This is a genomic window from Rufibacter sp. JT20002, from assembly GCF_056491185.1.
This window is the reverse complement of sequence record NZ_JBSZJY010000001.1, coordinates 136,395-150,366: the sequence shown is the minus strand read 5'-3', so window position 1 is coordinate 150,366 and position 13,972 is coordinate 136,395. Positions and strand designations below refer to the sequence as shown.

The window sequence follows — 13,972 nt, the reverse complement described above, 5'->3', positions numbered from 1 at the left end:
TAAATGAAATTCCCCGTCTTGGTTCTGCAAGACCTTAAAACATGTTAGTGAGTAGGATAGAAGACGCAGTGGCCCAAACCGAACCCAAGGACTTCTTCAAACAAAAGAGAAGTGCGGAAGAAATAAAGGAGGAAATTCTTCTGAAGTTTTTCCCTATCTGGGCTGAAACCCTTTTGGCGGTGCAGAACCCGGTGACGCACGTGCTTTACGTTGATGCTTTAGCGGGATTAGCCCCGCAGGAGGAAACCAAAAGCCCTACCTGCTTCAAGGTCTTGAAAACCCTTTTTGCCAGTACCGGTGGGCGCTATGACCTGAACAGCGTGGTGCATCCTTTCTTTTATGAAAAAGAAAAAAACCTTGCCGCCGCGCTCCCGCAACTAACCCAAGAACTGCCTTTTTTCGAGGACCTGCAACACAAACCCGTTTTCCTGCACCTCCTTGAAAATGTTCCGCATCTGGAGGAGCAACTCGCCCAAACCTCACGGAGCTTTTTCTTTGTGGACCCCTTCTCTACGAAGTTCTCCCAAGAACTATGGCTCAAAGCTCTGCCCCAAGCCAAATCAGATTTCCTTATGGTGTTTGAGTATAAAAAGCTGGCCGCCGTGCTGAAAACTTCTGATAAACTGAGCAGCCTGCAGGTTTTCTTTGGAGAGCGCTTGGCTCAGGTGAAAGCGTTTTTTGCCCGCACCAACAATGCCGCCAAGAAAGAAGCATTTGCCCTGAAGGTGTTTGAAGAGGCTTTACACGAAAATGGGCTGAAAACATCCAGGTTCAGAATCAACGTACCCGGCAAAGACCAGAGCAGCTATTACCTGTTGTTGGCCTCTGACAGTGATGTGGCCCATACTCGTTTTAAGGAGCTATTGCTACCTTATACCGATATGCAGGAAGACGGAGTGCCCCTGTTTGGGGCAAACCTGAAACAGGTTCGGTTATTGGTGCCGGAATACTCCAAATATCTGGAGTTCTCATTGGTGAATCTGGTGGAAGACCTCCTTCAGAATGCATCTGTGTACAACAGCATGGTGCTGGAGAAGATCTACGAAAAGCATAACGTGGGCACACCTTACCGGAAAGAGAATTACCTAACTGCTTTTGAAAAGCTGAAGGAGCAAGGTAAGATCACCCTACTTAATCCTAAAACCGGACAGGTCGTCTATAAACTCACCTATGCCTGCCGCATCAAATTCAAAGCTTAACTTACCTCTTCATTTTGATCCTGATTTAGAAAAGGAGCATCAAAAACAAGCTGTTCCGGTACAAGAAAACGTTGGGGGAACCCACCTCTTCGTAAATACTGTTTCTTCTAAGGGAAACCTTACGGCTACGTTAGACTTCCTTTCCAGACCTCCCTATCTTTGCTGTCCAATCTATTCTGAATGATGATTTCCGCCCCCTCCATTTCTACCTTCGCTGAACTTGAAGCTTCCCTTACCGGCGAGTTGTTTTACAACGCAGAATCTTCCCTGCACCAAGCCCAACGGCGGGTGTACGCCACCGATGCCTCGGTGTACCAGGAAATGCCCACCGCCGTGGCTATTCCCAGAACAAAGGAAGACCTGAAAGCGTTAATCCGTTTCGCGAACCAGCACCAGATCACGCTCATCCCTAGGGCCGCAGGGACTTCCCTGGCTGGGCAGGTGGTAGGCAACGGACTGGTGGTGGACATCTCCAAGTACTTCACCCAAGTGCTGGAAGTGAACCCGGAGAAACAATGGGTGCGCGTGCAGCCGGGCGTCATCAGGGATGACCTGAATGCGGTCCTGCGTCCGCACGGCTTGTTGTTCGGGCCGGAGACTTCTACCGCTAGCCGGGCCATGATCGGGGGCATGATCGGGAACAACTCCTGCGGCTTGCACTCCATTGTCTGGGGAGACACCCGCACCCACCTGCTCTCGGCCAAAGTGCTGCTGAGCGATGGTTTCGAGGCCGAGTTCAAGCCCTTGACGCATCAGGAACTGCAGCAGAAACTAGCGCTTCAGAACCTGGAAGGCGAGATATACCGGAAAATGTATGGCCTGATCAGTGACCAGCAGAACCGCAGCCTCATCCAAAAGAATTACCCCAAAAAGACCCTGACCCGCCGCAACACCGGTTATGCGCTGGACTTCTTGGTAGACGAGGGCGCCGGACCTGAAGGGCAGACTACCCTGGACCTCTGCAAAGTACTGGCGGGCTCGGAAGGTACCTTGGCCTTTGTGACCGAAGCCAAGTTGAACCTGATTCCGCTGCCTCCTAAAGAGGAAGGCCTGGTGTGCGTGCACTTCAATTCTTTAATGGAAGCCTTGGAGGCCAACATCATCATCCTGAAGCACCACCCCATGTCCTCTGAGTTGGTGGACAAATACATCATGGACTTTACCAAAGGCCACCGCACCTATGACGCCAACCGCTTCTTCATCGAGGGCGACCCTGCGGCCCTGCTCATGGTAGAGTTCATGGCCGACACCCAAAATGAGATTACCGACAAAGCCGAAGCTCTTATTGCTGATCTGAAAGCGGCTGGTCTGGGCTATGCCTATCCAGTGGTACGGGGCGCGTTGACCAAACCCGTGTGGGATGTGCGCAAGGCCGGCCTCGGCTTGATCCGGAACCTGCCCGGCGATACCCAGCCCGTGAACCTGATTGAAGACTGCGCCGTGTCCCCCGAGGATTTGCCCGCTTATGTGGCAGATTTGCAAAAAGTACTGGAAAAGCACCAACTGCAGGCCTCTTACTACGCCCATGCCGGAGCCGGGGAGCTGCACATAGAACCCATGATCAACCTCAAGACTAATGAGGGCAAACGGGTTTTCCGGCAGGTCTTGGCTGAGACGACTGAGTTGGTCAAGAAATATAACGGCTCTCTTAGCGGCGAGCACGGCGACGGCCGGTTGCGCGGCGAGTTCATCCCGCAGGCCCTGGGGCAGGAGGTCTATGAACTGCTGAAAGAGGTAAAACAGATCTTCGACCCGATGCATATTTTCAACGCAGGAAAGATTGTGGACACGCCGCCTATGAACGAATTCCTGCGGTATGAGGAGCGACCAGCCCAGCAGATTATTCTGGTAGAGACGTTGTTTGACTTCACCCGGCAAGAAGGGATTCTGCGGCTGGCCGAGAAATGCTCCGGTTCCGGCGATTGCCGCAAAACGCACGTGAGCGGCGGCACCATGTGCCCCAGCTATATGGCCACCCGCCAGGAGAAAGACACCACCCGCGCCCGCGCCAACATCCTGCGCCAGTTCCTCACCGATTCAGATAAAGTCAACAAGTTTGACCATAAGGAAATTAAAGAGGTGATGGACCTGTGCCTGAGCTGCAAAGCCTGTAAGTCTGAGTGCCCGTCCAGCGTAGACGTAGCCAAGATGAAAGCCGAGTTCCTGCAGCACTACCATGATGCCAACGGAGTGCCGCTGCGCACGCGCATGATAGGGAACTTCACCAAAATGCAGCAGTTGGCCTCCGTGGTGCCAGGCGTCTACAACTTCATGATCAGCAACCCAGTCACCAGCAAGCTGATCAAGAAAACCGTAGGCTTCGCGCCGGAGCGTTCCTTGCCTGAAGTAGGCAAAACCACCCTGAGAAGCTGGTTCAAGAAATGGCAGAAGGAGAACGCGGCGGCAAAAGCCGGCAAGCCCATTTACCTGTTCTGCGACGAGTTCACCAACTACAATGACGTGGAAATAGGCCAGACCACGGTGAAGCTGCTCTCGGCTTTGGGCTACTCCGTGCAAATCCCGGAGCACCTGGAAAGCGGCCGTACCTATCTCTCCAAAGGCCTGGTGCGCGACGCAAAAGAGATTGCCATTAAAAATGTGCAGCTCCTGAGCAAAGCCATGGCTAGTGGCACGGCCATCATTGGGATTGAGCCCTCCGCCATCCTGACGCTTCGGGATGAGTACCTGGATTTAGTACCGAATGACTTGGTACCCGCGGCACAACAGGTTGCTTCCAACTCCTACCTTTTAGAGGAATTTTTACTGAAAGAAGCCGAAAACGGAAACATTACTGCCGCCGCTTTCACGCAGGAAAAGAAACACATCAAACTGCACGGGCACTGCTACCAGAAAGCCCTGCAGGTGCTAACGCCCACCCAGAAGATCCTCTCTCTGCCCCAGAACTATGAGGTAGAGATGATCCCTTCAGGCTGCTGTGGAATGGCCGGTTCGTTTGGGTATGAGGAAGAACACTATGATGTATCCATGCAGATTGGCGAACTGGTGCTGTTTCCGGCCGTACGCAACGCCGCACCCGATACCATCATCGCCGCGGCCGGTACCAGCTGCCGCCACCAGATCAAAGACGGGACTGCTAAGAAAGCCCTGCATCCGGCAGAGATTCTGTGGCAGGCATTAGAGATAATAGGAAACTAATTTCAACTGGATACGATAAGCTTAAAACAGAACGCCCACTCTTTAGAGTGGGCGTTCTGTTTTAAATCTGTTTCTGAGAAAAGGGGCCTAAAGCTATTTTAGTGAATATCTATCAGTTTTAAATTTACTTAATCCCGCACCCGGTTGCGCTCACTTTCTGAGCCGCCGGTCTCTCGGCGTTGCTGGCTTCCCGTGGTTTTGCCGAATCTGTAGGAGAAGGAGAGGGTAGCCACCCGGCTGTCTCCCGCGTTTCGCCACCAGGCATCTGCGTTGGTGAGGTTGTTGATCACGCCGTTCGTGATTCTGGTGTAGAAGATATCGGCTACGTTAAGGCGTAGGGATGCTTTCTCTTGAAACATCTTTTTCTGTACGCCGGCGTTTGCCTGCCAGAAACCACCTATTTCAAACTGGGCGTAATATAACTTGGTGCGATACAGGCCGCCTACCTCGGCGCTCCAGCCTTTGCTAAACGTGAGTTGGTTGCTTACGGTGGCCAAGAAGAAGTTGCCTCCGGCATCCAGGCGTTGGTTGTACAACTGGCTTCTGAATTGGTTGTGACTGAACTCGGTGTACAGGTTGGTGCGCAGCCATCGAAAGGGGTTTAAGGTGGCATTTACCGAAATCACCTTTGATTCGCTTACCCCCAAATTACCCGGACGGCTGTAGTAGCGTTTACCTACCTCCGGGTCATCCCTGATCTCAATGGTTTCGTTGATAAGATCCAGGGACCGGCTGTACCTGGCCGAGGCGGTGATCATGTTGTGCGTGTAGGAAAACTCCAGGTTGTGCGAAAAGGTAGGCTGTAGAAACGGGTTTCCAGAGTAGTACGTTACTTTGTCCAGCGGCGACAAAAACGGGTTCAGGTCTTGGAAGAACGGACGATCAATGCGCTTGCCGTAAGACAAACTGAAAGACTTCATCCCTGCGGAGTCTAGTTTGTATTGCAAGTATACCGTGGGGAAAAGATTGGTATAGCTTCTGCTGAAGGCCGAGTCTTTTTTCTCCAGGTTCCCTAATTGGTGTCCTTTGGAAACCGTATTCTCCAGGCGGGCTCCTGCTTGCACCGACCACCTTTCAAATTCCTTGCGCAGGTTGGCGTACACCGCATTGATGTTCTCGCGGTATTTGAAGTGGTTGCTCAAGTCATAGTCAGGCGCCACCACCCCTTCTTCAATGGAAAAGTAATTGGCCACGTTGTCTGTTTTGATGTAGCTGGCTTTGGCGCCGGCTTCCAGGGTAACCCCGTTCTGGAAGGGGTGGCTATAATCGGTTTTGGCGGTGTAGATGTCAATTTTAGAGGGCACAGTGCCTGAAATCTGGTCCTGGCTCTTCAACGTTCCTTCCGGGGCGTAGATGTAATTCTTATAGAGTTGCTCCGCATCAGTGCGGTAGGTCAGGAAATCAACATCGGCAGTGAGGGAGCGACCGGATTTGCCCAGTTCATGCCGGAAGTTTAGGTTCACGCCTCCGTTTTTGAAAGTGTTCTCGTTCCAGTTGTCGGCCACAATAGTGGAGTCTAGCTGACCATTGGCTTTCAGGAGGCGGCTCACGTTGTCGGTCTGCAGGTCAGAGGGGCGGGTGAGGCCGTTGAACACGATACCAAAAGTGGTGGAAGGTGTGGCGTAGAAATCCATGCCCAGTTTAGCCGAGTAGGACTGAGAGCCCCGCTGCAGGTAGGAGTTTTGGCTGAACATGGACTGCAACTGCTGGGCCTCGTTTTTGTACCGACGTTCAATGTTCAAATCAGTGAAGTTGTTTTGGGCAGTTTGGGAGAAAGTACCGAATAAGCTGACTTTGTCATTGCGGTAATTCAGGTTTAGGCTGTTGCTGGTTTTGCCCAGCTTGCCGCGGCCGTAACTCAGGTTCAGGCTTCCGTTGAACGATTTGGTGCCAGACTTTTTGGTTTTGATGTTAATGACCCCGGCATTACCGGCCGCTTCGTATTTGGCGGGCGGGTTGGTCATGATCTCAATGGTCTCCAAGGTTTCAGAAGGCAGAGAGCGCAGGTAGTTTTCCAGATCGGTTCCGGCCAGGTAAGTGGGTTTGTCGTCAATGAATACCACCACGCCCGCTTTCCCTTTCAAACTGATGGTCCCGTTGTCGCCCACCATGACCCCGGGTGATTTTTCCAGGACTTCCAAAGCACTGGTTCCGGCGTTGGACAGCAGGGCGTCTACGTTCACCACCGTACGGTCGATTTTCTGTTCCACAAACAGCTTCTGGCTGGCTATGGTCACTTCTTGCAGTACCTGCCCGCCGTCGGGCTCCAGCACTACCGGAGGTAGATTTAAGTGAGGGTTTGCCGCGTTTAGAGTGAGAACCCCGGTTCGGTAACTTTTATACCCTAGCCCATTTACTACGATGAGGTAGCGATTTTCCTTAAGGTTCTCCAGTTCAAAGGCACCAGCGGCATCAGTTATGCTGATTTTCACCAAGGCACTGTCCTGCGCCTGCAACAAGGAAACAGTAGCTGCTTCCAACGGTTTTTCACCTGGGACTTTGATTAGCCCGGTAATTTTACCTGGCATCTGAGCCCAGGAGAGATGTGCCGCTAACAGGGCAAAAAGAAGGAAAGAAAGGGTTTTCATAGGGATGGGTTAGTATCTAGATCAGTTGAGAAAGTCAGGATTCAGGAAAGTAAAGGCACAGCAAGGGCAGGCACACCTTTTCAGGTGAGGGAAATGGGGTTCAAAGCAAGGATTTTGGGTTAAGCCGACCTACATAATTGGGTAGCTAGGGTAGTCTGAAATATAGGAGGCCGGAAGTTGGGTGCTTTTGCCTAAGTAGGTGTACTGGTACTCCTGGTGCTCGGGCCGGTTTAGCGGGAAGGGAATGTCTTCTGGTTTAAGTGATTGGTGACGCAGTTTTTCAGCGGCTCTGGCCGAGAGTTCGGCGTAGACTCGGTCCATTTCGGCTTCTTTCACCAGGTCCAGGATGAGGGTTTTGTGGAGTTGGATGTCAGCCTCTGGAATGACTTTTCCGTTCACGGTGAACTGTACCGTTTTGTGATCGCGCACCTTGATCTCGTAGGCATTCTCGTGGTGCCCGGTGGTGATGGTTCCGTTTTTGAGGAAACCGACTATTACCGGATTCTCAGGAACAACGGTGATATCAGGTACTCTCCCGTCTACCACGATGCTGATGGCACCCTGTTCGTACTGGTCCAACAAATCCTGCAGGAGCAGTTTGTACAGTTGTACCTGTTCTTGGGGAGCTTGCTCGCCGTTTATCTTGAGCGACAGGATGGAGGTGCTGTCTTTCTCCACCTCGTACAGGATGCCGCTTTTCCTGAATTTATAGAAAAAGGTTTTTCCGTCAAACGTCTTATGCGCTGCCCCCTCAGCAATGTAAGGCTCCTGCATGAGAGGGAGGGCTTTTGTGTTTTTTCTTGCGAGTACCGCTGCTTTTTGTACCGGTTTTACTGAAGTTTTCGGAGGGACGAGGGCTCCTTTACTGGTAGAAATAGGTTTCGCCATTGATGGAAGCCGTATTTCTAACACCTGACTAACTACCTCTTGCGGTACCGCCAGGGAAGCGGGACGGGTAAGAGCGACTACCAGCAGGGAGGCGACCACCAGGCAAGTGCCCACAAAGTATTTCTCCGTGCGGTGCAACGGCGCGTTGTCCTGGTAAATAATCCGTTTCACGCGGTGGGTTAAGGAATTGTGCGCATCGGCGAAGCCGAGGGATAATTTGCTGCGGGAGATGCTAAACTCCTGAAAGGTAACCAAGGCGTGCAGGAAATTGGTTTTGCTTTGCAATACCTGAATAGCCAGGTCATCGCAGCAATTCTCGCGCTCCTGCCGGATGCGGCTGGAAAGCCACATAACCGCCGGATTGAAGAAAAACAGTACTTCGGCAAAGGTTTGCAAAAGGTTCACCAGGTAATCACTACGGCGGATGTGGGCCAGTTCGTGCAGCAGGATGGCCTCTATCTGGTCTACCGGTAACTGGGCCAGCATACCGGCAGGTACCAACACTAGCGGTTTCAGAAATCCCACCACTATTGGCACCTTCACCACCCCAGATTCCAGCAGCGCCACTGGTCGGGAAAGGTGCAGTGAATGGGCCAGTTCCGTTATCCGTTTAAGCCAAAAAGAAGAAGGGGCACTTGTTTTCTCCCGTCGTATCCTGAAAATATAGTGTAGCCCGCCCAGCAATTGCACGCATTTGAACAAAAGCACCACCAGCCACACTACTACAATAGAGGCCGCGTGGGTATTGAAGAAACTACTGAAACGTTGGGCCCAGGAAGTTACCTGGGTTTTAACCGCCAGATGGGTGATATCCAGGCTGGTCACCGAAAGCAAAGTTGTTTCAGAATACACTAGTTCCGCCGCTGCTACGGATTGCCTTTCTCTCAACTCTAGCCCCAAGGTGAAGCCACTTACCCCCAGAAAGACTACAAACAAACCGATCAGTAGGTTATACCGCCCCCCCGGAGACGACCGCCTTGTGAGTTGGATCACCAGAGCCGCCGCCAGCGAGAGCACTAGCCCCTGCCAGAGGGAATGTACCAGAGTCCAGCACAGGGCCTGTGCCACTTCTAGGGAAAAAACGGGGGCAGAGAGTAGAGACATAACCGTTTTGGTGAGCGTTATTCTTTGGGCATTTTTTTGATCATTTCTTTGATGGCTTCCAGTTCCTCGCTGGAGGTTTTCTGATTTCCCAACAGTTGCATCACCAGTTTGCCGGCAGATCCGTTGTACATGGTGTCAATAAAGCGGGTGAGCAGGTGGTCTTTGGTTTTTTCCTCCGCCTCAGCGGCCCGGTACACGTGTTTCATGCTGCTTTCATCACGAGTGAGCAAGCCTTTGTCTACCATGATCTGCATTAGCTTCAGGGTGGAGGTATAGTTCACGGCACGTTGCTTGTTAAGCGCATCGTTCACGGCCCGTACCGTGGAAGGGCCGTCTTGCCATAGGACCTGCAATATCTCCAACTCCGCCTTCGTAGGCTCCGGCAACTTGTCTTTGTTCGGTTCTTTCGCATTCATGCGGCTAAAGGTAGGAAAAATTTCGTACGAACAAAGGTTTACCTATTGAAATTTTAGATAAGTGGCTTATAGGGTAGCTTTTCTGATGGTTTTTGAATAAGATTACTAAAACGCAGGCTATATACTCATCTAAGGTTAGGCCCATTTACCTTGATAGAAGACAAACCAAAAACCCTGGAACCCTATTCGTGCCGTAACTTTTAAGGGGTTTTCAGTAGCCATCAATAAACCTCAAATGAATGGGAGGGGAGTTTAAAATGAGTACTCCCGCTTTGGACCCGTTTTCTGAAAAACGGGTCCAAAGCGGGAGCGAGGGTACGTGCAGGAAAAGGCAGCAGGATAGCTTTCCTCTCTAGTTTCTTTGGGGTGAACAGGGTAGGAGGCGTGCTTGTTTAGGCCTAATTTCTAAAAATGAAACTAAAATTGACCTCCTGCTTTAGTTCTGAATGTATACCTAAAAGGCCTACAACGCGGCGGCAAGCATGGTTTCCCCAAATAAAAGCAGCCCAGCCAAGGCGGCGGCTTGTTGCCTTATTTCCCGAAGCGCGGTGGATTCATAGAGTTCTCCCTTGAGAGGTGGGCCCAGAGTGTAGAGGTTCTCGACGGGAAGGTGGTCTTCATTGAGGACATTTCCGTTTGGGGCAGCGGCAAGGCCTAGCCTCAGGTCATCGGGGCAGAGAAGTCCATCGGCCAGCAGTTGTTGCACCAAAGGCTCCTGGCTTTTAGTATAGTCACACAAAGGACCTGTGCAATTGATCACGAAGCCCACCTCCAGGGTTTGGATGGTTTGGGTACCTCTTTCTTTCAGGATGGCCTGGGCACGGTCCCCAGAAGATTGCAGATCCAGCAGCGAGGCGGCTTTGATTACCAATTGCCCTTTCTCTTGCAGGTCCCGGATCAGTAAAGCCGAGGCCAGAGGCATGCGGTGGCGGTGCACTTCCCAGTGCGGACGGACATGGCGCAGGAACTGCTTTTTCTCGGCAAAAGTGAAATTCTGCCAGATAACCGGAATGGAATCCCGCAGGGCATCCAGTACGCTGTGCCAGGTATAACCTTCCAAAGCCGCTTTTTTGATCTCCCTTCTGACGGCACGCAAAACCTCCAGTGGGGTAAGGTGACCTTGAAGCGGCAAGGGGTTCAATGGGTACGGCTTGGCGCTAATGTGGTACGCTTTAGGAATCATGCCATGGCGCGAGACCACGTAAATCCTGCCCTGGTGTCCTCTTGCGGTTAAGCTACCCACCAAATCCACCATGGTGAGACTGGAGCCCATTAAGAGAATGGAAGCTTCTGTGGGGAGCCTTCCCAGCACTTCGGCCGACCATGGTGAAGCTTGGTACCGGGGACTATGGTAAAAAGATTTGTTTTGAATGGGCAACTCGGCGGGAGGGAGATTTCCAAAAGCCAGAACCACCTTCTGCGCCTCCAGTTGGCTTCCATCGTTAAGCCACAGCGTAAATTCATTGTTTTCCCCTTGCTGCTTCAGGGCTACCGCCTCTTTGGGGATGCGCACCAGACGTACGTTCCGGTGGGCGCAGGCTCCTGCCAGCGAGAGGCAATAAGAAACGTAATCCCCAAAAATATGCCTTGGGATAAAATCATCTGGAGTGACTTCTTGGGGGAAGGTGTCACTGTACAGATGCTGGTGCGCCTGCAGCCAATCAATGAAGTCAGTGGGTTGGTCGCAGAAGAGGCTCATGCGGGAGGCCGGTACGTTCAGGGGCTGAAAAGGCAAACTGCTGCTGTAGGCCACCCCCCGGTGCATTTTCCGGGCGTCTTTCTCCAGAAGGTAGATGGTGGTAGCCTCCCGGGCCGCTTTCAAAAGATTGATCGCCGTCAGGGTTCCGCTTAAACCTCCTCCAATTATAGCGATGCGTGTAGGCTCCATGGTCATCTGGTTTGGGTATGATAGAAAGAGAGAACGTCATCAACGAAAGGTCTCGGCCGAAGGTCCGTTGCGGGAAATAACAGTTAATCAGCGAGTTTGTACCTATACGGACGCTTGTTTGGACAGTTAATCAATTTCGGGTTCTTGTAGGAAATTTACAAGGGCATCCTTCGAAAAGATAAAGGAGGAGACCTTTCATGATGACATTGGTCCGCTTTTGTAATTGGTCTAGTATCTTTTCCGATGCTTTTCTGAAAGGGATTTATAAACGAGAAAGAGGAAAAGGTTTTAGTATCTATTTTCTGAAACCAAGCCCAAAACGTAAGGATGAACCCGTACCTTTATAAGGTTATTGCAACCTGAGATTGTACCCTGTTTTTCGAGTACACCCATGAAATGGATCACCCGCGAACGTCCTAAGATTGACCGCTTGGCCTGTCCTTGGCTCATACTACGGTTTATTGATGCCACAGCGGAAATCATCTACGTGCCCGAGAACCAAGTGCTAGACAAGGCCAAAGAGCTGAATGCCGTGCCGTTTGATATTCCGGGGGTGGAGTACTCGCATTACCAGGACCACTGCACCTTTGATTACTTCCTGAAAAAATTCGATTTGCTGCAAGATCCGGCGCTGCAAACCATGGCGGTGATTGTGCGCGGGGCGGATACCGATGACCACACGCTGGCAGCGCAATCGGCGGGTCTGTGGGCTATTTCCCATGGCATGGCGTTCAACATCTCAGATGACCACGAGCTGTTAGACAAAGTCATGGTGCTGTATGACGGGCTGTACAGTTGGGCCAAACACCTGCAGAAGCAAAAGCATACCACGCACCCCACTGAGCAGATTTTCCTACAGGTGTACCACAACTACCTGCAGGAAAAGAAAGACATGGCGCAGAAAATGCCGGCCTGGGCGCAACACCTCAAAGAGATCATCCAGGACCAGATTGACACCAACCTCAGCCTAAACCTGAAGGAAATCTCCGAGGCCTTGGACGTGCACCCAGCCTACGTTTCCCGGGCGTTTTCCAAATACTTTGACAATCTGTCGTTTGGGGAGTACATCCGGAAACTGCGCATAGAGAAGGCGCTGAACCTGCTCCACACTTCGGGGTACTCGCTGGCCGAGATCGCCTACCTTACTGGTTTTTCTGATCAAAGCCATTTTACCCGTATTTTCAGGCAGCATATGGGGCAGAGTCCGTCTGAGTACCAAAAAAGTTTGCGGAAAAGTAAACCAGATTCCAAAGGTTAACTCTGTTCTAGCTTGCGTATACTTGGGGGTGTAATCTTGTGTAGAAATTCAGGATTGCCATGGAAACCACAATGCTAGACACCGCACCTCCCCAAACCAGACGTACCGCGCCGGAGAAACCTTCGTTCAAAGAAGCGTTCCTGTTTTGGCTGAAATTGGGCTTTATCAGTTTTGGCGGACCGGCCGGGCAGATTGGCATCATGCACTCGTACCTGGTAGAGCAGAAACGATGGGTCTCAGACTCCAGGTTTCTGCACGCGCTCAACTACTGCATGCTGTTGCCCGGGCCCGAGGCCCAACAATTGGCCACGTACCTGGGCTGGCTTATGCACGGGGTGCGCGGTGGACTGGTGGCGGGTATCTTCTTTGTGCTACCTTCGGTGTTCATTCTGCTAGGGCTGAGCACCGTGTACGTGAGTTACGGGACCATTCCATGGGTATCGGCGCTGTTCTATGGTTTGAAACCAGCAGTGGTGGCTATTGTGGGGCTGGCCTTGTTCAAGATTGCGGGCAAGTCTCTCAAAAGTTGGTTTCACTATGTGCTGGCGCTGCTCAGTTTCCTGGCCATTTTCTTTTTGAAAGTGCCTTTTCCGTTAATCATTTTAAGTGCGATTGTAATCGCGGTCATTGCGCGCAAATTGGTGCCTAGCCTATTCCAGGAAAAAGAAACGACCCAAAAGCAAGCCCAAGACGAGGAAAGCTATTACTTGCACGCGGGTAGCGAAGTGGTGGGCACTGGCTTTAGTTGGGCCAAGAGCCTGTTGCGGCTGGGAATCACCCTGGCCCTTTGGGCCATTCCACTAGGGCTGTTTTATTATCTCACCAAGGAGTTTGCTTTCTGGAACCACCTCATCACGTTCTTCACCAAAGCCGCGCTGGTGACATTTGGCGGGGCTTATGCGGTGCTTCCGTACGTGGCACAGGTGGCAGTGGAGAAGTTTAACTGGCTCTCGCGCTTCGAGATGATTGACGGGTTGGCCCTGGGTGAGACCACGCCGGGTCCGCTCATCATGGTGTTGGCGTTTGTGGGGTTCATGGCAGGCTTCAACCACTACGATGGCTCGCTGGCTATGGGCGCGCTGGGCTTGTTCACCACTACTTTTTACACATTCCTGCCTTGCTTCTTCTTCATTTTGGCAGGCGCCCCCATCATTGAACGCACTCGCGGCAACGTCGCTGTGAAGTCCATCCTGGGCGTGGTGACCGCTGCCGTGGTAGGAGTGGTGCTGAACCTGACCGTCTACTTTGGTACCGCCGTTCTCTTCCCCGAGGGCATTTCCCTGCGCGGGTTAGACTATTTCGCCCTTCTCTGGATCATCATTTCCTTTCTGGCCATGTACCGCTTCAAAGTAGGCATGATGCTCTGGATTGGCATCAGCGCCTTGGCCGGACTCCTCCATTATCTGCTGATTTCCGCTTGATTTTCAGGAAAGTATCCCAAACAATTGACGGGTTGGTGGAAATTATAGCATTGA

At 51.9% G+C, this 13,972-nt stretch carries 8 protein-coding genes; 4 read left to right on the top strand and 4 right to left on the bottom strand.

Going from position 1 to position 13,972, the window contains the following annotated elements; translation table 11 throughout:
- Nucleotides 1-41 precede the first annotated feature (41 nt).
- Together ACW9SV_RS00610 and ACW9SV_RS00605 are read left to right on the top strand one after the other, a co-directional pair.
- Nucleotides 42-1,199, top strand: a complete 1,158-nt coding sequence (locus ACW9SV_RS00610; protein WP_479554794.1) for a class I SAM-dependent methyltransferase — start codon at nt 42-44, stop codon at nt 1,197-1,199.
- Nucleotides 1,200-1,379: 180 nt separating this feature from the next.
- Nucleotides 1,380-4,355 (top strand): FAD-binding and (Fe-S)-binding domain-containing protein, encoded by a 2,976-nt coding sequence (locus tag ACW9SV_RS00605; RefSeq protein WP_479554793.1) that lies wholly within the window; start codon nt 1,380-1,382, stop codon nt 4,353-4,355.
- A 128-nt stretch (nt 4,356-4,483) separates the two neighbouring features.
- On the opposite strand, the gene ACW9SV_RS00600 is transcribed toward ACW9SV_RS00605, so the two are convergent.
- From ACW9SV_RS00600 to ACW9SV_RS00585, 4 genes are all read right to left on the bottom strand, one after another.
- The gene (locus tag ACW9SV_RS00600) at nt 4,484-6,943 is read right to left on the bottom strand and encodes an outer membrane beta-barrel protein (protein WP_479554792.1); all 2,460 of its coding nucleotides are present in this window, start codon (nt 6,941-6,943) and stop codon (nt 4,484-4,486) included.
- Nucleotides 6,944-7,072: 129 nt separating this feature from the next.
- Nucleotides 7,073-8,935 carry a M56 family metallopeptidase gene (locus ACW9SV_RS00595; RefSeq protein ID WP_479554791.1) on the bottom strand — a complete coding sequence of 621 codons (1,863 nt, stop codon included), beginning with the start codon at nt 8,933-8,935 and terminating at the stop codon, nt 7,073-7,075.
- Nucleotides 8,936-8,952: 17 nt separating this feature from the next.
- A complete protein-coding gene (locus ACW9SV_RS00590; RefSeq protein ID WP_479554790.1) occupies nt 8,953-9,351 on the bottom strand; it encodes a BlaI/MecI/CopY family transcriptional regulator in 399 nt (132 codons plus the stop codon).
- Between the two features lie 463 nt (nt 9,352-9,814).
- Nucleotides 9,815-11,239, bottom strand: a complete 1,425-nt coding sequence (locus ACW9SV_RS00585) for an FAD/NAD(P)-binding protein (RefSeq protein WP_479554789.1) — start codon at nt 11,237-11,239, stop codon at nt 9,815-9,817.
- Nucleotides 11,240-11,630: 391 nt separating this feature from the next.
- Here ACW9SV_RS00585 and ACW9SV_RS00580 point away from each other — a divergent pair, with 391 nt between their 5' ends.
- A complete protein-coding gene (locus ACW9SV_RS00580; RefSeq protein ID WP_479554788.1) occupies nt 11,631-12,497 on the top strand; it encodes a chromate resistance protein ChrB domain-containing protein in 867 nt (288 codons plus the stop codon).
- A gap of 59 nt (nt 12,498-12,556) precedes the next feature.
- Nucleotides 12,557-13,918: a chromate efflux transporter gene (gene chrA, locus ACW9SV_RS00575; RefSeq protein WP_479554787.1), complete on the top strand. Its 1,362-nt coding sequence runs from the start codon at nt 12,557-12,559 to the stop codon at nt 13,916-13,918.
- Nucleotides 13,919-13,972: the final 54 nt, after the last annotated feature.

Coding starts and splice junctions, on each gene's coding strand:
- ACW9SV_RS00610 (WP_479554794.1), top strand. CDS start 42: ATGTTAGTGAGTAGGATAGAAGACGCAGTGGCCCAAACCGAACCCAAG.
- ACW9SV_RS00605 (WP_479554793.1), top strand. CDS start 1,380: ATGATGATTTCCGCCCCCTCCATTTCTACCTTCGCTGAACTTGAAGCT.
- ACW9SV_RS00600 (WP_479554792.1), bottom strand. CDS start 6,943: ATGAAAACCCTTTCTTTCCTTCTTTTTGCCCTGTTAGCGGCACATCTC.
- ACW9SV_RS00595 (WP_479554791.1), bottom strand. CDS start 8,935: ATGTCTCTACTCTCTGCCCCCGTTTTTTCCCTAGAAGTGGCACAGGCC.
- ACW9SV_RS00590 (WP_479554790.1), bottom strand. CDS start 9,351: ATGAATGCGAAAGAACCGAACAAAGACAAGTTGCCGGAGCCTACGAAG.
- ACW9SV_RS00585 (WP_479554789.1), bottom strand. CDS start 11,239: ATGGAGCCTACACGCATCGCTATAATTGGAGGAGGTTTAAGCGGAACC.
- ACW9SV_RS00580 (WP_479554788.1), top strand. CDS start 11,631: ATGAAATGGATCACCCGCGAACGTCCTAAGATTGACCGCTTGGCCTGT.
- chrA (WP_479554787.1), top strand. CDS start 12,557: ATGGAAACCACAATGCTAGACACCGCACCTCCCCAAACCAGACGTACC.